Raw genomic sequence first — 19,878 nt, 5'->3', positions numbered from 1 at the left:
GCTGTCGGGAAAACCTCGACAGCTTCTTTTTATTCGTGCATAAACATATTTTGAATGGATTCATGAGAATTTGTATTCTCTAATGCAACAAGCAATTTAATGCGTGCTTTTTGTGCATTTAAGCCGTATGTGAATACAATGCCCATATCTTTTAAGTGTTTACCGCCACCTTCATACGAATATACGTCTTGAACGATACCGTTGAAACAGCGAGAAACTAATACGACAGGAATACCTTTATTTAATAATCTTTCTAGGCTAGGTAGTGTTCTCGGAGGGAGATTACCTTGTCCAAGAGCTTCGATAACAATGCCGTCTACAGGAAGATTTTCGATTGCTGCTAATAATGTATCATCCATGCCAGCATATGCTTTTAGAACAACTACATTTTTAGACACTTTGTTTATCGTATATGTTTCGTGATGTACTAAAGCGTGATGGAAGACAACGCCGCGTTTTGTTACCATTCCAATTGGTCCGTATTGTGGGCTTTGGAATGTTGCGACATTACTTGTATGTGTTTTCGTTACATTTGTAGCGCAATGAATTTCGTCATTTAATACGACTAAAACACCTTTTTCTGCAGCTTCATCACAACTAGCAACTTTTACAGCTGATAAGAAGTTATATAGACCATCAGCACCTAACTCATTGCTAGAGCGCATTGCACCTGTCACTACGATCGGAATAGTTGCTTGTACTGTTAAATCTAAGAAATAAGCTGTTTCTTCTAATGTATCCGTGCCATGCGTAATGACTACGCCATGAATGTTGTCTTGTTTTACTCTTTCATCAATGATGACTTGTAATTGTAACATTTCGCTCGGTGTCATATGAGGAGATGGTAGATGGAACACATCTTCAACGATTAAATCAACATCGCCTTCTAAATCAGGAATGAATTTTAAAAGAGGATTTTTTTCACCTGGTTGTACGACCCCAGTTTCTTTATCTTCCTCCATTGCAATTGTTCCACCTGTGTGTAAAACTAGGATTCTTTTCAATGCTTATACCCCTTTCAAGTAAAAAAATACATTTAGAACATAACATGTTTTGAGTAAATTCGACAATGGAAATGTATAAAAGTATGCCTCGAAAATGACAATAAAATTAACCGCTATATGTACGATGTATAAAATCACGAAACGAAATGGGCAAATATAGTATAGGAGGGAGGGATTGCGGTGAAAAAGATGGAGAGAATTTTTATTCGTATATTAATAATACAATTCATTTGTCTTTCTGTTGTGCAATTGTTATTTATACATAAGTCATCAGTGAAATATTTATCTAAAATTGTTTATTATGAGGGTGTCATGGTAAAAAACAAAATGGAAATCTTGCAGGTGAATAGGTAGTTTTCATTTTCTTCTATGAAGGATTATGCTACAATAATTGAGGATTTAATGACGTGAAGCAAATGAGAAGAAGCAGGGTGAACACCTGCTTTTCGTTTTGTTTTATAAGTGAAAAAATGAGGTGTTACGATGGATAAACGAATTTCAATTGCTATAGATGGTCCAGCAGCTGCTGGGAAAAGTACAGTGGCAAAAGTTGTTGCGAAGGAACTTTCTTACGTTTATATTGATACAGGCGCAATGTACCGTACGCTTACATATGCAGCCCTTGAACAAAAAGTAGACATTGAAAATGAAGAGCAGTTAATGGAAGTTGTAAAGAATGTAAATATTGAGTTTCAGCAAGGAGACAATACACAGCTTGTATTTTTAAATGGACAAGATGTTTCTGAAGTAATTCGTACACCTGATGTGACGAATCGAGTATCTATTGTAGCGAAACATCGCCTTGTTCGTGAAGAAATGGTACGTCGTCAGCAAGAGTTAGCGAAAAAAGGCGGCGTTGTAATGGACGGCCGTGATATTGGTACACATGTATTACCGGATGCTGAAGTGAAAATCTTTATGCTTGCTTCTGTTGAAGAAAGAGCGGAAAGAAGACATTTAGAAAATTTAAATAAAGGTTTCGATTCTAATTTAGAGCAGTTAAAAGAAGAAATTGCTCAGCGTGATAAATTAGATTCAGAACGCGAAGTTTCTCCACTAAAAAAGGCTGATGATGCATTGGAATTAGATACGACTTCTTTATCAATTGAAGAAGTTGTCCAAAAAATTATGAGCATTGTTTCTGGAGTGTTTGCGAAATAAAGAAAGGGGATAATCCTCTTTCTTTTTTTTGTTTAAATAGAAATGTAAAGGATACGTGAATTGTGAGTCTCTTTCCTTGACAAATGAGCTGATTTGTAAGAAGTTAGTTAAAGAGGAATAAAACTGTCAGAATATATTCGCTATTATATTTCAAAACATACTTTTTTCAAGCTAGTTTTGCTGTATACTATTTATATAGGTTTAATATATTTTCTTGTGAATGGTATTGAAAAAGAGTATGTGATGAGAAATTCTTAAACGTGCAAATGAAAACTTTGTTTTCATTTCGTATATACATAAAAAATGCTTTGTCAATTCTGTAGGGAGGTATTTCCATGGTAGAGAAAATGAATGAAGAAGTTATGGATTCAAAAGAATTACAAGTTGGTGACGTTGTTACAGGTTCTGTAACGAAGGTTGAAGAGAAACAAGTGCTTGTAAATGTTGGATACAAAACAGATGGCGTAATTCCAATTAGTGAATTAGCTAACGTTCATATTGAAAAAGCAAGCGATGTTGTAGAATTAGATCAAACACTAGAGTTGAAAATTATTAAATTAGAAGAAGATGATCTTGTCTTATCTAAACGTGCTGTTGATGCAGAAAAAGCATGGGTAGAACTACAAGAGAAATTTACTTCTGGTCATGTATTTGATGTTACTGTAAAAGATATTGTGAATGGCGGATTAGTTGTGGACCTTGGTGTTCGCGGTTTTATTCCAGCTTCACTTGTAGAAGTACATTATGTAGAAGACTTTACTGACTATAAAGGTAAAACATTAGCGGTGAAAATTGTTGAATTAGACCGTGAAAAAAATCGTGTAATCCTTTCGCATAAAGCGGTAGTAGAATTAGAACTGGATTCTAAGAAAAAAGAAGCAATTTCTTCATTAAAAGAAGGGGACGTTGTTGAAGGAACAGTGCAACGATTAACTGACTTTGGCGCATTCGTTAACGTTGGTGGAGTGGACGGCTTAGTTCACATTTCACAAATTTCACACGAACGTGTAGAGCAACCTTCTGAAGTGTTGGAGCAAGGTCAAAAAGTTAAGGTAAAGGTGTTATCTGTTGATGCTGATACACAACGTATTTCTTTATCAATTAAAGCAGCTCAACCAGGACCTTGGGAAAACGTTGCTGGCGAAATAAAAGCTGGAGATATTCGTGAGGGAGTAGTAAAACGCCTTGTTACATTTGGTGCATTCGTTGAGATTTTACCTGGTGTTGAAGGACTTGTACACGTATCTCAAATTGCAAATCGTCACGTGAAAAATCCGAATGAAGTATTGGAAATGGGACAAGAAGTAAAAGTGAAAGTACTTGAAGTTCACGTAGCAGAGAAACGTATTTCTTTAAGTATAAAAGAAGCGCTTGAGGAAAATAATGTAACTGAAGATTATAGTCAGTATGAGCCAAATGCTGATTCTGCTACTTTCCAATTAAGTGATATTATTGGTGAACAACTGAAAAAATTAAAGAAATAATGAGGGGTACAAGTGGTAAGGGCAAAACGTAAATTAGATCATATTGAATATGCTCTTTCTACTGGTCAGTCTCGTACGCATGGCTTTCATGATATTGATTTTGTGCATCAAAGCTTGCCAAATTCAAATTATGACACAATAACATGTGAAACAAAAATCGGCGAACTTTCACTAAGTTCGCCGATTTTTATCAATGCGATGACTGGTGGTGGAGGAGAGAAAACGTTACATATTAATGAGCAATTAGCATATGTAGCGAAACATCATAACCTTGCTATGGCTGTAGGTTCGCAAATGGCGGCGTTAAAAGATGAAAGTGAAGTTGCTTCTTATAAGGTGATTAGAAAGGTAAACCCAAATGGTATTTTCTTTGCTAATTTAGGTAGTGAGGCAACTATCGAGCAGGCAGAGCGCGCCGTTGATATGATTGAAGCGAATGCATTGCAAATTCATTTAAATGTCATACAAGAGTTAACGATGCCAGAAGGAGACCGTGATTTTACTGGAGTACTTCAGCGCATTGAGAAAATTGTTTTAAATAGTAAAGTTCCTATCATTGTAAAAGAAGTTGGATTTGGGATGAGTAAGGAAACGATGCAACAGTTAGCGAACGTAGGTGTAACAGCCATTGATATTGGTGGGCAAGGTGGTACGAATTTTGCTGCTGTTGAAAATGAAAGAAGACAGCGAATGCTTTCTTATTTTAATAACTGGGGCATACAAACAGCAACCTCGATTATTGAAGCAACCTCTACAAATAATAACCTCTCTTTTATTGCATCTGGGGGTATACAAACAGCTCTTGACGTAGCGAAAGCAATCGCATTAGGGGCGAATACAACTGCGTTTGCTGGTTACTTTTTACGTATTTTAATGCAAGATGGTATCGAGAAGTTAGTGGATGAAATTGAGCTTCTACATACAGATTTGAAATTTATTATGACAGCTCTTGGTGCGAAGACGATAGAAGAGTTGCAATCTGTACCTCTTGTTGTAAAGGGTGAAACATATCATTGGTTAATGCAACGTGGTATTGATACTGCGCATTATAGTAGGAGATAAAAAATCAACCGTTCGGTTGATTTTTTTGTTCTATTCTTTTTCGTAATATAAAGTGGAGAATGGAACTAGTATTATATGAAAATATCATTTCGTGAAAATTACAATTGAAAAAGGGTTGAAAATGTAGATGGTGTGTTGTCGAATTACTGGAGAGAACTTAATTTTTAATGGGAATAGGTGAAGGTAAAAAGAAGTAGTGGAAGGATATAGTGCGCAAAATATTATTTTGATATAAATTTAAAACATTAAAATGATTATGTAAAAGACGGTTTCGTACAATATCGAAACCGTCTTTTTGTATTAATTAGTGCTGGTTTTGTTTTCGAGCCTGTTCTGGTGTATCAAGTCCAGTCGCACCTGGATATTGTAGTGATTGATCACGATCGGATTCAACGCGGCGTGATTCTCGTAGTTTTCGTTCTTGGCGATCTTTACCCATAATGAATAACACCTCCTTGTTAAAAGTGTTGCTGTTATAAGAAAAAACTATGCGTAAATAAAGTGGATTAACTTTCATAAAAAGTTCCCATAATGGAAAACATAGGAGGTGAAGTTGATGGATGGAAGTACTTTTTATTTTGTAGCTTGGATAGGGTGGGTCATCGCAACCTTTTTTATGAAAAAGGACCCTATTCGGTGGAAGTTAGGCGCTTGTATACTGATTTTTATAATTTGCTCTCCGTTACATGTAACGATTGCCTCATTCGTGGTATCGGTAAATGCTCTTCTACTTTGTATTATTTCTTTTATAGGGATCACGCTATATTCTGTCTGGAAAAAATTGTATAGCTTACTTTCGGCACTTATTATCGCAATGTTATATACAAGTTTTCATCTGTTAGAAATATATGATCCGATTTGGATTGTGGTGGATAGAGTGTTTCTGCTAAGTAGTGCTCTTGTGTATGCATCGGTGTTATTGCATGGGGATCGCGTATTACGATTATGTTCCCTATATGTAGGAATGTTACAAGGAGAGTTGCTAGTGACATTTATTTTTAGGAAATTGAATTTTCCATATGATTACGGTAGTTTAGCATTTTTTGATATCGTCGCCGTTTCTACATTATTCATGGCAGTATTGTTTTTGATTGCAAAAGCATCAGTATACAGGGAACAGTTTAAGAGAAAAACACGTAAAAGAAAGGCGAGGGTAATACATGACTGAATATACACCAGCCATTTTATGCGGCGTAATAGCAGGGACAGTTACAAGGGTGCTAATGCTGCGGACGGATACGCGGCAATATCCGACGAGGCTGCATGGGAAAATCATTCATATTGCAATGGGTTTAATTGCAGCTGCTTTAGGAGCGATTGCAATCCCGTCTATTTTGAAAAAAGATTTTTCTGCCATTACATTTCTTACGTTAGCAGCGACACAATTTCGTGATGTACGTAATATGGAAAGAAATACGCTTCAACAATTAGATGGGTATGAGCTCGTACCGCGTGGAAATACATACATTGAAGGAATTGCATTGGTTTTTGAAAGTCGCAACTATTTGGCAATGTTAACGTCGTTTGCAACGACGTTTGCGTATATAGGGTTCCGTTCATGGATTGCAGGAGTAATTATGGCTATAATTGCATTTTTTATCGCGAAAAAATTAATGTCTGGTAAAAGGCTGCATGATCTTGTTGAAATTGAGCACGTTCCGCTTCGTTTTGAAGGAGCAGGGCTTTATATTGACAATATTTACATTATGAATATTGGATTGCCAGCAAGACAAGAAGAAATTATGAAATATGGTATGGGTTTTATTTTAAAGCCGAAATCAATTGATGCGATGGTTACAATCTCAAATTTAGGGCAACGACAAGCTATTTTACACGATGTTTCAGTAGCGTTAGGGATTTATAGAGATTCTGGTACACCAGCGCTTGTACCGTTAGCAAAGCGTGATTTAGAGGATGGCAGGGTTGGGATTTTTGTCCTGCCGCAAGATCAAGATGCAGAGAAAGCGATAGGTGTCATAGGAAATGTACCAACGTTAGAAAGTGCTGTCCATATGTCATCGGAAGCCCCGAAAGGAAGGGGAGATAAGAGATGATGTTAGAAAGTGTTATTCTGGCAGTTATAACAACGACTCCAGAAAAATTTGCAGGTGGTGCTCCTTTATTCGTTTGCGAATCGACAGAGGAACTAGAATTTGTTGCAAATAATTTAGAGGCAATTTTAGATGGTATTGCACATCGCTTACAAGAGAATGTATATATTATTGTGAAACATTAGCAACGTGTGTTATAATGTGAGGTGTTTTGATACGTTGAGAAATATTCTGGAATGCAAATCCCTTCTTGCACAAAGAAGGGTTTTTTACATAATAAACAGAAGCAAGTTGAAAGGATGAAAGTATATGCCGAAACCAGTAATAGCGATAGTAGGTCGCCCGAACGTAGGGAAATCTACTATTTTCAATAGAATTGTTGGAGAAAGAGTTTCAATCGTAGAAGATATTCCAGGTGTAACGCGTGATCGTATTTATAGCGCTGGAGAATGGTTAAATCATGAATTTAACATTATTGATACGGGCGGAATTGATATTGGAGACGAGCCGTTTTTGACACAAATTCGTCAACAAGCTGAAGTAGCAATTGATGAAGCGGATGTTATCATTTTTATGACAAACGGTCGTGACGGTGTAACAGCAGCTGATGAAGAAGTTGCAAAAATTTTATATCGTTCAAATAAACCGGTTGTACTTGCGGTAAATAAAGTGGACAATCCGGAAATGCGCAGTGACATTTATGACTTTTATGCATTAGGATTTGGCGAACCATTCCCAATTTCAGGTACACACGGATTAGGATTAGGTGACTTACTAGACGAAGCTGCACAACATTTCCCAAAGATTGAAGAAGACGGATATGATGAAGACACAATTCGTTTCTCTTTAATTGGACGTCCAAATGTAGGGAAATCATCACTTGTAAATGCTCTTCTTGGTCAAGAGCGTGTAATTGTTAGTAATGTAGCAGGAACAACTCGTGATGCTGTCGATACACCATATAGTAAAGATGGAAAAGATTATGTAATTATTGATACAGCTGGTATGCGTAAAAAAGGAAAAGTGTATGAAAGTACAGAAAAATATAGTGTACTTCGTGCTCTAAGAGCGATTGAACGTTCTGACGTTGTTTTAGTTGTTTTAGATGGTGAAGAAGGAATTATTGAGCAAGATAAAAAAATCGCTGGATATGCTCATGATTCAGGGCGAGCTGTTGTTATCGTTGTAAATAAATGGGATGCAGTGAAAAAAGACGAGAAAACAATGAAAGCATTTGAAGAAAATATCCGTGCTCATTTCCAATTCTTAGAATACGCACCAATTGTTTTCTTATCTGCAAAAACGAGAAAACGTACACAAACATTAATACCGGTTATCGATGAGGTAAATGAAAGTCATAGTATCCGTATTCAAACGAACGTATTAAACGATGTAATTATGGATGCGGTAGCGATGAATCCGACACCAACTCATAATGGTAGCCGTCTGAAAATTTTCTATGCAACACAAGTTGCGGTAAAACCACCGACATTTGTTGTGTTTGTAAACGATCCAGAATTATTGCACTTCTCATATGAGCGTTTCTTAAAGAATCGCTTACGTGAATCATTTGGCTTCGTAGGAACGCCGATTCACATTATCGCTAGAGCAAGAGACTAATGGAGAGGATGTGATTTTATGACAAAAATCACAGTAGTAGGAGCAGGTAGCTGGGGAACAGCGTTAGCGATGGTATTAGCTGACAATGGACATGATGTACGTATTTGGGGGAATCGCCCAGAACTTATGGATGAAATTAATACGAAACATGAGAATAGTCGATATCTCCCAGGCATTACATTGCCAAGCACAATCGTAGCCTACTCTTCTTTAGAAGAAGCATTAGTAGATGTAAATACAGTACTGCTAGTAGTACCAACGAAAGCGTACAGAGATGTATTACAAGAGATGAAAGAAATTGTTACTGAATCAATTACTTGGATTCATGCGAGCAAAGGAATTGAACCTGGTACGTCAAAACGTATTTCGGAAGTGATTGAGGAAGAAATTCCAGAGCACTTAATTAAAGATGTTGTTGTACTGTCTGGACCGAGTCATGCTGAAGAAGTCGGTTTACGACAAGCGACAACAGTTACGTCTGCAGCAAAGCGTATGGAAGCGGCTGAGGAAGTACAAGATTTATTTATGAATAGTTATTTCCGTGTATACACAAATCCAGATATCGTTGGAGTTGAACTTGGTGGTGCGTTAAAAAATATTATCGCATTAGCTGCTGGTATAACTGATGGTCTTGGATTAGGTGATAATGCAAAAGCAGCATTGATGACACGTGGTTTAACAGAGATTGCTCGTTTAGGAAGAAAGATGGGCGGGAATCCGTTAACGTTTGCTGGTCTAACTGGTATGGGAGACTTAATTGTAACTTGTACAAGTGTTCATAGCCGAAATTGGCGAGCTGGAAATATGCTTGGAAAAGGACACTCTTTAGAAGAAGTGTTAGAAAGTATGGGTATGGTTGTGGAAGGTGTAAGAACAACGAAAGCTGCTCATGAATTGGCAGAGAAAATGGAAGTTGAAATGCCGATTACAGCTGCTTTATATGACGTGCTGTTCAATGGGAATAACGTAAAAGATGCGGTAGGCTCATTGATGGGACGTGTTCGAAAACATGAAGTGGAAGCTATACCTGATTTACTGTAAAGAAAAGCGCCAGAAGTACATTTGTACTTCTGGCGCTTTTTTTATTTTTTGGGTCTTTTCACCATTTTTTCATTTTTGCATAGGATGAAGAGTAACTTGAGGAGAGGGTGAAAAGAATGGATAATAACATTTTTAATAATATTGAGAAGGAAGCGAAAGTAAATAAAGAGGATATTTTTAAATTAGCATCATCCGTGCAAAATGCGAATTTACGTGATGAAACTGTACTTCGTCAATTAATTCATCAAGTGGCTCTTATGGCGGGACGTGAAGTGCCGAAAGAGCAAGAGGATCAAATTGTAAAAGCGATTATTAATAATAATATGCCAACAGATTTTGGCTCGTTAAGCAAGATGTTTAAAAAATAAATTATGAGAAACAAAGAGTTTGTAGATTGCATATGATAGCCATGAAAGAATGGGAATAGAGCTGTTTTTGGGCATATTTGGTCAACCGAAGCGAGAGATACAATCGCTTCGGCTTTATTTTTGCCTAGATTGGTGAGAAATGCTGAAAAAACCTATTGATTAAAGTTACATATTCGCAATTTGTAGTAAAATGTTCTTTTTGTATTTGTTTAAAGATTTTAATTTGTTAAAATAGTATAAAAATAGATTAATAAAAAGGGGTGTGTATATGTCAGAAGGGCTTATGAAAATGTGGTTGGCTTTAGGGGCAATTGGATTTATGTTTTTTGCAGTAAGTTTTATTTTATTAAGTAGACATAAAATAAAGAATAAATTTTTGAAAGGGATTACAGCGTTAGTAGCCTACACCCTTATGATTGTGTCAGGAATTGTTATTTTTCTTGTTGTATTTAGTGGACCTGTACAGCAGTAAATGGAATGGTCTCGAAAATACTATATACGGAGCAAGTTATATTAGTATGAAAAGGTGATGCTAGTGAAAAAAGTCTATATTATTTTAATATTTTGTTGTATGAGCCTTTTAACAGGGTGTCTGTATCCGAAAGAAAATATAAAGCAAAATGCGGTTCCTTATGAAGATCAACTACAGGTTGTTCAAAAAGCTGTTGTGACATTTAAGGAGCAAAATGATGGGATATTGCCAATTAAGACGAGGGATATGAGTACACCTATTTATCAAAAGTATCCAATCGATTTTCAACAGATTGCCCCGCGTTACATACAAGAAGCGCCAGGGAATGCGTATGAAAGTGGAGGAGTATATCAATACGTATTAATAGACGTTGAAACAAATCCAACAGTAAAGTTAATTGATGTTAGGATGGCTGAACAAATTCAGGAACTCTCTTTAAAGCTTAGGATGTATCGTGATGAACATCAATATCCACCTTTTAAAAAAGTAATTTCAGATGGTGTATATGAATTGGATTTCAAAAAACTAGGCTATAAAGATGTACCACAAGTGACAAGTCCATATTCTGGTAAAGGACTTCCTTTTGTAATAAATGAAAAAGGAGAAGTTTTTGTTGATTATAGAATTGACTTATATGACGCTTTGAAAAAAAATGAAGGGCAGTTTACAGAGGGAGAAGATATTCGAAATATACTTTTGAAAGCTTCCCCGTTTGTACCAGCTTATTCTTTACCGTACACAGTAAAGGACGGAGAACCAATTTTTTTAAAATGATAAGTCATGAACCTTTCTTTTAGTGAATAAGTTCTAGAAGAAAGGTTTTTTATGTTATACAACTTACGATGCAAACAAAAGATATTTTTTAATAGTCATATGAAATTGGACAAAATTATATGATATATTGTCCGAACTTCTAGAATACCATTATATTATATCAGATATTATAGGCAACGTTAGAGAAGGTATTAGTTGACTATAAACGCGGAATTATTCCCAAAAATTTTGAGGGAGGGAATCACTTGGAAAAGGTAGATATTTTTAAAGATATTGCAGAACGAACAGGCGGTGATATTTATTTTGGAGTTGTAGGAGCTGTTCGAACAGGGAAATCAACATTCATTAAAAAATTTATGGAACTTGTAGTTATTCCAAATATTGAGAATGAGTCTGACCGTCAAAGAGCGCAGGATGAATTGCCTCAAAGTGCTGCTGGTCGTACAATTATGACGACGGAACCGAAGTTTGTTCCAAACCAAGCGGTTTCTATCGAAGTAGATGAAGGACTTGAAGTGAATATTCGATTAGTAGATTGTGTTGGATATACGGTTCCTGGAGCGAAGGGCTATGAAGATGAGAATGGCCCGCGCATGATTAATACCCCTTGGTATGAAGAACCTATTCCATTCCATGAAGCTGCAGAAATCGGCACGCGTAAAGTAATTCAAGAACATTCAACAATTGGTGTTGTAATTACAACAGATGGAACAATTGGTGAAATTCCAAGAAGAGATTATATAGAGGCAGAAGAACGCGTTGTAAATGAGTTGAAAGAAGTAGGAAAACCTTTCATTATGATAATTAATACGGTACAGCCGTATCATCCAGATACAGAGCAATTACGCCAAAGTTTATCAGAAGAATATGATATCCCGGTTATTGCAATGAGTGTGGAGAGTTTAAGAGAAACAGATGTATATAATGTACTTCGTGAAGCGTTATTTGAATTCCCTGTATTAGAAGTGAATGTGAACCTTCCAAGCTGGGTGATGGTGCTAAATGAAGGGCATTGGTTGCGTCAAAGTTATCAAGAAGCAGTTCAAGAAACTGTGAAGGATATAAAACGTCTTCGTGATGTGGATCGCGTTGTTTGGCAGTTTAGTCAATATGAATTTATTGATCGAGCGAGCCTAGCTGGCATTGATATGGGGCAAGGTGTGGCGGAGATTGATTTATATGCGCCAGATGAATTATATGATCAGATTTTAAAAGAAGTAGTAGGAGTAGAAATTCGAGGGAAAGATCATTTATTAAAGCTTATGCTCGATTTATCTCATGCGAAAATAGAGTACGATCAAGTGGCGGATGCACTGCGTATGGTTAAGCAAACAGGATATGGTGTAGCAGCGCCTGCATTAGCGGATATGAGCTTAGATGAGCCAGAAATTATTCGTCACGGTTCAAGGTTTGGTGTGAAGTTAAAAGCGGTAGCGCCATCTATTCATATGATTAAAGTAGATGTAGAGTCAACGTTTGAGCCGATTATAGGTACTGAAAAGCAAAGTGAAGAATTAGTTCGTTATTTAATGCAAGATTTTGAAGATGACCCGTTATCAATTTGGAATTCTGATATATTTGGACGTTCACTTAGCTCGATTGTTCGAGAAGGAATTCAGGCAAAATTATCTTTAATGCCAGAAAATGCTAGATATAAATTAAAAGAAACGCTAGAAAGAATTATTAATGAAGGATCTGGCGGATTAATTGCGATTATACTATAATAAAAAATCCCTCTCATTGTAGAGGGATTTTTTATTTTTTTGATTGTAAAATAGAAAAATAAACAGTCATTATCTAATACATTGTTGTAAATTGTCAAGTTTCATCAGATTTTCACATTTTCAGAGTAACAATTTCCTTAAAAATATTGAATTATAAAGGAGAATCGTATAATATAGGCGTTGATAATGATTTATCTACATCTTTGTAGTATAGAATTTGCAAAAATTGCCTACAAATGAAAGTAAGACTCATTTTATGATCATTATACAGTCTTATCTTTGGGAGGAGGTGAATGGCATGAACAAGACAGATTTAATCAATGCTGTTGCAGAAGCAAGTTCCCTTTCTAAAAAGGACGCAACAAAAGCAGTAGACGCTGTTTTTGATTCTATCTTAGAAGCTTTAAAACAAGGTGATAAAGTACAACTGATCGGATTCGGTAACTTCGAAGTTCGTGAGCGTGCGGCTCGTAAAGGTCGTAACCCACAAACAGGTGAGGAGATTGAAATCGCTGCAAGTAAAGTACCTGCATTCAAACCTGGTAAAGCGTTAAAAGATGCGGTTAAATAATCCTTACATATTAACAGGGAAGAAGAGTTTCCTTTTTGGGAACTCTTCTTTTTGCTTTTAAAAACATAAATATGCTAGAATGTGTTCGTATCACTTTTAGGTTTTCGGGAGGGCTAGCGGATGGCAAAAGTTAATTTAGAACAAATTGAACATGCAGTACGCCTTATTTTAGAGGCGATTGGGGATGACCCAAATCGTGAGGGAGTACTTGATACACCAAAGCGTGTTGCAAAAATGTACGCAGAAGTGTTCTCAGGTATGCATGAAGATCCGAAAGAGCATTTGCATAAAGTATTCGGAGAAGATCACGAAGAGCTTGTACTAGTAAAAGATATACCATTTTATTCGATGTGTGAGCATCATTTAGTTCCATTCTATGGAGTTGCTCACGTTGCATATATTCCGCAAGGTGGAAAGGTGACAGGGTTAAGTAAATTAGCTCGTACTGTAGATACAATTGCACGTCGTCCACAACTGCAAGAACGTATTACATCAACAGTAGCGAACTCTATTATGGAAGTACTAGAGCCTCATGGTGTAATGGTAGTAGTAGAAGCAGAACATATGTGTATGACGATGCGTGGTGTGAAAAAACCAGGTGCGAAAACAGTAACGACAGCAGTACGTGGTGTGCTTGAAAATGATGCTGCAGCACGCAGTGAAATTTTATCGTTTATTAAAACGAAGTAAAGAAAAGCGGGAAACTGCTTTTCTTTTTTTTTTTAGTAAATAAATGATATAGTTTTAACTAGACAGAGTGAGATTAGAAAGATTGCTTACATGAATGGTAGGTGTAGCCAAGTTTTGGTTATAGAAAATAGAGTGTATGTGTTATAATAAGTTTTATGAATTAGAAAACAAGGGTGATTTTTTGTGTGTGACATCTACGGAGGGTATGCGGGTATAAAAGAAAAATTGATGGAGAAATTACGCCATCCTTATTTTATAAACTATATTGAAGAACCATTTATTGATGAAGAAAAGATAGCATTGTTATATGGTGCTTTAAAGAGTGCAAACTTACATATAGAACAAATTGAGCATTACGTAGTAACAATTATGCTTGTACAAATTGCGCTTGATACACATGAAAGGGTATCAAATAAAGTAGGCGAGGAAGAAATTGAATCGCATAAATGTCGTCAATTAACAGTACTTGCAGGCGATTACTATAGTGGACTATATTATTATTTATTGTCTATGAACCGTGATATTGTTTTAATTCGTGCACTTGCTGAAGGAATTAAAGAGATAAATGAACACAAAATTATGTTATACCAAAAAGCGCATGAAACGATGAATGACATAATGAAAAGCATAGTAACGATTGAGTCTGCACTCCTTCAAAAAACATGTGATCATTTTCATTTATCACATTGGAAGCCATTTATCACATACGTATTAGGTGGAAATCGCCTTCAAAAAGAAATTCAATTGTATGCTGATAAACAACATTCACCTGTTTTTCAAGCTATGCAAGATGCTTTAGGGGATAAAGCAGAAGTAGTGATTAATGGTTGGCTGAAGGACTTGAGAAAGAAAGAAAAACAATTTTTAGAAAATCACACAGATATAAATAAAATAAATTCTGTGTTAAGGAATAAATAGAAGACATAAGCAATTTTACATTGGAAGAAGGTACGAGCATGCAACAATCAAAAGAAGAAAGAGTACATGACGTATTTGAAAAGATTTCTGATAAATACGATGTGATGAATTCTGTAATTAGTTTTCAAAGACATAAAGCGTGGCGTAAAGAAACGATGCGAATTATGGATGTACAACCAGGCAGTCAAGCGCTTGATGTATGCTGTGGAACCGCGGATTGGACAATTGCGCTAGCTGGAGCCGTAGGTGAACAAGGAAAGGTTGTTGGCTTAGACTTCAGTGAAAATATGTTATCTGTCGGTAAGCAAAAGGTAGAGGCGTTACAATTAAAACAAGTAGAACTTCTACATGGGAATGCAATGGAACTTCCGTTTGAAGATAATACGTTTGATTATGTGACGATTGGGTTTGGTTTACGTAACGTGCCGGATTATATGCACGTATTAAAAGAAATGACGCGTGTAGTAAAACCAGGTGGAAAAGTAATCTGTTTAGAAACATCTCAACCAACAATGATTGGTTTTCGACAAGGGTATATTTTATACTTTAAATATATCATGCCGTTATTTGGAAAGATGTTTGCGAAAAGTTATAAAGAATATTCATGGCTTCAAGAATCTGCTAGTACGTTCCCAGGAATGAAAGAATTGGCTCAAATGTTTGAGCAAGCTGGACTTGAACGTGTGCAAGTGAAACCATTTACTTTTGGGGTAGCAGCGATGCATTTAGGTATTAAACCAGAATCAAAATAGAAAAAAGAAGTTTTAGGTTAAGGTGAACAATATGAAGTTACAACTTATGTACTCTTTTTTACGATCGGATATTAATGTGATAGAAAAAGAATTAAAAAAGACAGTCGCTTCTGAACAGCCATTAGTAGAAGAGGCAGCATTACAGCTTATTGAAGCTGGTGGGAAACGAATTCGTCCTGTATTTGTGTTGCTTGCAGGGAAATTTGGAGATTATAAGTTAGATGCGATTAAGCATGTTGCTGTTGCGTTAGAACTTATTCATATGGCTTCTCTTGTTCACGATGATGTTATTGATGCTGCATTTTTACGACGCGGCAGTGCGACTGTGAATGCGAAATGGGGAGATCGTATTGCGATGTATACAGGGGACTATCTGTTCGCTAAGTCTCTTGAATGTATAACAAATATCGAAATTCCAGAGGCGCATCAAGCGTTATCACATACTATTTTAGAAGTCTGTAAAGGTGAAATTGAACAAATTAAAGATAAATACAATTATGACCAAAATTTAAGAACGTATTTAAGAAGAATAAAGCGAAAAACAGCATTATTAATTGCCGCGAGTTGTCAATTGGGAGCGATTGCTGCTGGTGCTAATCGTGATACGGTAAATCGTCTATTTTGGTATGGGTATTTTGTAGGGATGTCTTATCAAATTATTGATGACATTTTAGACTTCGTTTCCACAGAAGAGAAACTTGGAAAACCTGCTGGCGGAGATTTACTACAAGGGAATATTACACTTCCTGCTTTATATGCGATGGAAGATCCAGTACTTCGTCAGAAAATCACATCTGTACATGAAAATTCAACAGCAAGTGAAATGCAAGAAATTATTGATGCTGTAAAAAATAGTACAGCAATTGATCAAGCATTTGCGTTTAGTGAACGTTATTTACATAAAGCTTTAGAAATAATAAAACCACTTCCACGTGGAAAAGCAAAGTACGCATTACAAAATGTTGCAAAGTATATTGGAAAACGAAAATTTTAATGTTTATTCTAAAAAATAAAATAATCTCTCTATTTCAAAACTATTGCACAATTGTGATAAGGGTGATAATATGTGTGTGGGGATATACAATTACATACATAATTCAGAAGTGGAGAGATTTTTTATGGAAAAAACATTTCTAATGGTAAAACCAGACGGTGTACAACGTGCCTTCATTGGGGAAATTGTAGCTCGTTTTGAGAAAAAAGGCTTTCAATTAGTTGGTGCAAAATTAATGCAAGTCACTCCGGAAATTGCTGGACAACACTACGCTGAGCATAAGGAAAAACCTTTCTTTGGTGAGTTAGTAGAGTTTATTACATCTGGACCTGTATTCGCAATGGTATGGCAAGGTGAAGGTGTAGTAGATACAGCGCGTAACATGATGGGGAAAACAAGACCACATGAAGCAGCTCCTGGAACAATTCGTGGAGATTTCGGTGTAACTGTTGCGAAAAACATTATCCATGGTTCTGATTCTTTAGAAAGCGCAGAGCGCGAGATTGCTATTTTCTTTAAAGAAGAAGAATTAGTTGACTACTCAAAATTAATGAATGAATGGATTTACTAATTATTTTGAAATGATTTGTAAACGCTTTAATCACTGTGATAATAGTAAAAAGTGCAAGGAGAATAGGGGTATTCTTCTTGCACTTTTTTTATTTTCAGTTAGTTACGAAGTTTGAGCTGTTATGATATGTTGATATTTAAATTAGGCCTATCGGAAATATAGAATAAGAAAATGGTCGATTTATGATATAATTTCTTTAATATTTTTAGAATGATAAAAGTTAATATAGTGAGATAAATACATATACGAAAAGAGGAATAACGTATGCGATATATTACAGCTGGTGAATCTCATGGTCCACAACTTACAACGATTATAGAAGGTGTTCCGGCAGGATTGTCTTTAGTAGCAGATGATATAAACGAAGAGTTAGCTAGAAGGCAAAAGGGGTATGGGCGCGGTAGACGCATGCAAATTGAAACGGATCAAGTGCAAATTTTAAGTGGTGTTAGACATGGAGAAACATTAGGTTCCCCTATTGCACTTGTTGTTGAAAATCGTGATTTTGCACACTGGACAAAAATTATGGGGGCGGAGCCTTTAACTGAGCAAGAAGAAAAAGAGATGAAAAGGAAAGTGACAAAACCAAGGCCTGGGCATGCTGATTTAAATGGTGCGATTAAATATGGTCATAGAGATATGAGGAATGTACTGGAACGCTCGTCAGCGCGCGAAACGACGGTACGTGTTGCTGCTGGTGCGGTTGCTAAAAAGGTGTTAGCAGAACTTGGTATTAAAGTGGCGGGCCATGTAATTGAAATTGGCGGTGTACAAGCTAAGGAGATTACGTATAGTTCAATTGAAGAATTAAAGAGTATTACAGAAGCATCTTCTGTACGTTGCTTAGATGAAGAAGCTGGTAACCAAATGATGAAAGCGATTGATGATGCGAAAGCAAATGGTGATTCAATTGGTGGAATCGTTGAAGTAATTGTGGAAGGGATGCCAATTGGAGTAGGTAGCTACGTGCATTATGATCGAAAACTGGATGCGAAATTAGCAGCTGCAATTATGAGTATTAATGCTTTTAAAGGTGTCGAGATTGGAATTGGTTTTGAAGCAGCGCATAGACCAGGAAGTGAAGTTCATGATGAAATTCTGTGGGATGAGGAGCATGGATATACACGAAGAACAAATAATGCAGGTGGACTAGAAGGCGGTATGACGACTGGAATGCCAATTGTTGTGCGCGGTGTGATGAAACCGATACCTACACTTTATAAACCTCTTCAAAGTGTAGATATTGATACGAAAGAGCCTTTTACAGCGAGTATTGAACGTTCAGATAGTTGTGCAGTGCCAGCAGCTAGTGTCGTTGCAGAAGCGGTTGTGGCTTGGGAATTAGCGACAGCTTTAATAGAACAATTCGGATTAGATCGTATGGAACTAATTCGTGAAAATATTGAGAAACATAATGAATATGCGAGGGGATTTTAATGGGAAACATACATATTCAAACGAAATCAAAAGAATATGATGTACATGTTGGTAAAGAAGCGTTGTCAAACTTAACAATGATCGTTCAAAATATGCAGCCAGCGGTATCTAACGTAATGATCATTTCAGATGAAGCTGTTGCATCACTACATTTACAGACAGTTATCGATGCATTACAAGTAGAGCAGCACGTGTTTTCGTTTGTTGTACCAAGTGGCGAAAAAGAGAAGTCTTTCGAAAATTTCTATGCGGCTCATACGTCAGCTCTTGAAAATAAATTAGATAGAAATTCTTTAATTCTTGCACTTGGAGGCGGAATGATTGGAGATTTAGCTGGTTTTGTTGCTGCATCGTTTATGCGTGGTATTCGCTTTGTGCAGGTTCCGACAACTTTATTAGCGCACGATAGCGCAGTGGGTGGGAAAGTAGCGATTAACCATCCGTTAGGTAAAAATATGATTGGTGCATTCCATCAGCCAGAAGCAGTTGTATATCATACACCGTTTTTACAGTCTCTTCCTGAAAAAGAGTGGCGTTCAGGTTATGCAGAGGTGATAAAGCATGCTCTTATCGGTGATGTGGAGCTATACCATTGGTTAAAAGAAGAAGTGCAAACATTAACGGATCTTCATGATGAGAAGTTAATCCATATATTAACGAAGGCGATTCCTGTAAAGGCAAATGTTGTGTCACAAGATGAAACAGAGAAGGGTATACGTGCTCATTTGAACTTTGGACATACGTTAGGACATGCTCTTGAAAAAGAGCTAGGGTATGGAAATATTACTCACGGTGACGGTGTAGCGGTTGGAATGTTATTCGCCATATTTTTAAGTGAGCAAGTGTACAAGGTTGATCTTGCTTATGAAGATATGAAGCAGTGGTTCTTGAAATACGGCTATCCAAAAATGCCAAGAGATTTGAATGTAGAGCGCCTCGTTCAATTGATGAAACAAGATAAGAAAGCAAATGCAGGAGCAATTCATATGGTGCTTATGCAGGAATATGGGGTAGTGAATGTCGTATCTATTTCAGATGAGACTGTTCATATTGCGTTAGAGGCATTTCAAAAAGATATGGTTTAAAATGATAGCGAAGTGCTGTGAAGTGCTCATTTAGAGGTATTCTCGTAATAGTGACGGTTATGACAAAAGATTACAGTAAGGGGCTATAACCGTATTGTA

Annotated in this window: 23 protein-coding genes; 21 read left to right on the top strand and 2 right to left on the bottom strand. The window is 36.5% G+C overall.

The genetic code is table 11. The features are described from left to right. Window positions 1-29 precede the first annotated feature (29 nt). Window positions 30-1,004, bottom strand: a complete 975-nt coding sequence (gene ansA, locus AC0OM3_RS17115) for an asparaginase (RefSeq protein WP_000822009.1) — start codon at window positions 1,002-1,004, stop codon at window positions 30-32. Between the two features lie 180 nt (window positions 1,005-1,184). On the opposite strand from ansA, the gene AC0OM3_RS17110 reads away from it, so the two are divergent. The 4 genes from AC0OM3_RS17110 to AC0OM3_RS17095 all read left to right on the top strand — a co-directional run bounded on the left by AC0OM3_RS17110 (window position 1,185) and on the right by AC0OM3_RS17095 (window position 4,711). Next, a complete protein-coding gene (locus AC0OM3_RS17110) occupies window positions 1,185-1,358 on the top strand; it encodes a YpfB family protein (protein WP_000738056.1) in 174 nt (57 codons plus the stop codon). Between the two features lie 129 nt (window positions 1,359-1,487). Next, window positions 1,488-2,165 (top strand): (d)CMP kinase, encoded by a 678-nt coding sequence (gene cmk, locus AC0OM3_RS17105; protein ID WP_000361251.1) that lies wholly within the window; start codon window positions 1,488-1,490, stop codon window positions 2,163-2,165. A 335-nt stretch (window positions 2,166-2,500) separates the two neighbouring features. Next, complete coding sequence (gene rpsA / locus AC0OM3_RS17100) at window positions 2,501-3,649, top strand: 30S ribosomal protein S1 (protein ID WP_000229559.1); 1,149 nt, start codon at window positions 2,501-2,503, stop codon at window positions 3,647-3,649. 12 nt (window positions 3,650-3,661) lie between these two features. Continuing rightward, window positions 3,662-4,711: a type 2 isopentenyl-diphosphate Delta-isomerase gene (locus AC0OM3_RS17095; protein WP_000251039.1), complete on the top strand. Its 1,050-nt coding sequence runs from the start codon at window positions 3,662-3,664 to the stop codon at window positions 4,709-4,711. 304 nt (window positions 4,712-5,015) lie between these two features. Here AC0OM3_RS17095 and AC0OM3_RS17090 read toward each other — a convergent pair whose 3' ends face one another. Next, window positions 5,016-5,150: a YpzI family protein gene (locus AC0OM3_RS17090; protein WP_000513900.1), complete on the bottom strand. Its 135-nt coding sequence runs from the start codon at window positions 5,148-5,150 to the stop codon at window positions 5,016-5,018. A 117-nt stretch (window positions 5,151-5,267) separates the two neighbouring features. Here AC0OM3_RS17090 and AC0OM3_RS17085 point away from each other — a divergent pair, with 117 nt between their 5' ends. From AC0OM3_RS17085 to aroB, 17 genes are all read left to right on the top strand, one after another. After that, window positions 5,268-5,879, top strand: coding sequence for a YphA family membrane protein (locus tag AC0OM3_RS17085; RefSeq protein ID WP_000349108.1), 612 nt, complete (start codon window positions 5,268-5,270; stop codon window positions 5,877-5,879). Continuing rightward, window positions 5,872-6,765: a YIEGIA family protein gene (locus AC0OM3_RS17080; RefSeq protein WP_000141596.1), complete on the top strand. Its 894-nt coding sequence runs from the start codon at window positions 5,872-5,874 to the stop codon at window positions 6,763-6,765. Before AC0OM3_RS17085 ends, AC0OM3_RS17080 begins: the two co-directional genes overlap by 8 nt. Further along, entirely contained in the window at window positions 6,762-6,947 is a 186-nt protein-coding gene (locus AC0OM3_RS17075; RefSeq protein ID WP_000979059.1) for a capping complex subunit for YIEGIA, read from the top strand. Before AC0OM3_RS17080 ends, AC0OM3_RS17075 begins: the two co-directional genes overlap by 4 nt. 124 nt (window positions 6,948-7,071) lie before the next feature. Next, window positions 7,072-8,382 carry a ribosome biogenesis GTPase Der gene (gene der / locus AC0OM3_RS17070; protein WP_001125893.1) on the top strand — a complete coding sequence of 437 codons (1,311 nt, stop codon included), beginning with the start codon at window positions 7,072-7,074 and terminating at the stop codon, window positions 8,380-8,382. An 18-nt stretch (window positions 8,383-8,400) separates the two neighbouring features. Continuing rightward, window positions 8,401-9,423 (top strand): NAD(P)H-dependent glycerol-3-phosphate dehydrogenase, encoded by a 1,023-nt coding sequence (locus tag AC0OM3_RS17065; protein WP_000161764.1) that lies wholly within the window; start codon window positions 8,401-8,403, stop codon window positions 9,421-9,423. 116 nt (window positions 9,424-9,539) lie between these two features. Next, window positions 9,540-9,791 (top strand): stage VI sporulation protein F, encoded by a 252-nt coding sequence (locus tag AC0OM3_RS17060; RefSeq protein WP_000369754.1) that lies wholly within the window; start codon window positions 9,540-9,542, stop codon window positions 9,789-9,791. A 268-nt stretch (window positions 9,792-10,059) separates the two neighbouring features. Then, window positions 10,060-10,263: a DUF2768 domain-containing protein gene (locus tag AC0OM3_RS17055; RefSeq protein WP_001289004.1), complete on the top strand. Its 204-nt coding sequence runs from the start codon at window positions 10,060-10,062 to the stop codon at window positions 10,261-10,263. Between the two features lie 63 nt (window positions 10,264-10,326). After that, on the top strand, window positions 10,327-11,037 hold the full coding sequence (locus tag AC0OM3_RS17050; protein ID WP_000758623.1) for a hypothetical protein: 711 nt from the start codon (window positions 10,327-10,329) through the stop codon (window positions 11,035-11,037). Between the two features lie 245 nt (window positions 11,038-11,282). After that, window positions 11,283-12,761, top strand: a complete 1,479-nt coding sequence (spoIVA, locus tag AC0OM3_RS17045) for a stage IV sporulation protein A (protein WP_000416519.1) — start codon at window positions 11,283-11,285, stop codon at window positions 12,759-12,761. Between the two features lie 298 nt (window positions 12,762-13,059). Beyond that, window positions 13,060-13,332 carry an HU family DNA-binding protein gene (locus AC0OM3_RS17040; protein WP_001043860.1) on the top strand — a complete coding sequence of 91 codons (273 nt, stop codon included), beginning with the start codon at window positions 13,060-13,062 and terminating at the stop codon, window positions 13,330-13,332. 120 nt (window positions 13,333-13,452) lie between these two features. Then, window positions 13,453-14,022, top strand: coding sequence for a GTP cyclohydrolase I FolE (gene folE / locus AC0OM3_RS17035; protein WP_001151482.1), 570 nt, complete (start codon window positions 13,453-13,455; stop codon window positions 14,020-14,022). Window positions 14,023-14,205: 183 nt separating this feature from the next. Beyond that, complete coding sequence (locus tag AC0OM3_RS17030; RefSeq protein ID WP_000332855.1) at window positions 14,206-14,940, top strand: heptaprenyl diphosphate synthase component 1; 735 nt, start codon at window positions 14,206-14,208, stop codon at window positions 14,938-14,940. 38 nt (window positions 14,941-14,978) lie between these two features. Next, on the top strand, window positions 14,979-15,692 hold the full coding sequence (gene menG / locus AC0OM3_RS17025; RefSeq protein WP_001187674.1) for a 2-heptaprenyl-1,4-naphthoquinone methyltransferase: 714 nt from the start codon (window positions 14,979-14,981) through the stop codon (window positions 15,690-15,692). 31 nt (window positions 15,693-15,723) lie between these two features. Then, window positions 15,724-16,686 carry a heptaprenyl diphosphate synthase component II gene (hepT, locus tag AC0OM3_RS17020; RefSeq protein WP_000776077.1) on the top strand — a complete coding sequence of 321 codons (963 nt, stop codon included), beginning with the start codon at window positions 15,724-15,726 and terminating at the stop codon, window positions 16,684-16,686. Window positions 16,687-16,810: 124 nt separating this feature from the next. After that, on the top strand, window positions 16,811-17,257 hold the full coding sequence (gene ndk, locus AC0OM3_RS17015) for a nucleoside-diphosphate kinase (RefSeq protein WP_000415884.1): 447 nt from the start codon (window positions 16,811-16,813) through the stop codon (window positions 17,255-17,257). Window positions 17,258-17,521: 264 nt separating this feature from the next. Beyond that, window positions 17,522-18,694, top strand: coding sequence for a chorismate synthase (gene aroC / locus AC0OM3_RS17010; protein ID WP_001269388.1), 1,173 nt, complete (start codon window positions 17,522-17,524; stop codon window positions 18,692-18,694). Next, window positions 18,694-19,779 carry a 3-dehydroquinate synthase gene (gene aroB / locus AC0OM3_RS17005; RefSeq protein WP_474212468.1) on the top strand — a complete coding sequence of 362 codons (1,086 nt, stop codon included), beginning with the start codon at window positions 18,694-18,696 and terminating at the stop codon, window positions 19,777-19,779. The genes aroC and aroB overlap by 1 nt, the downstream gene beginning before the upstream one ends. Window positions 19,780-19,878 lie beyond the last annotated feature (99 nt).

The organism is Bacillus sp. FAU20 (genome assembly GCF_056033865.1).
This window is presented reverse-complemented; position numbering and strand designations above follow the sequence as displayed.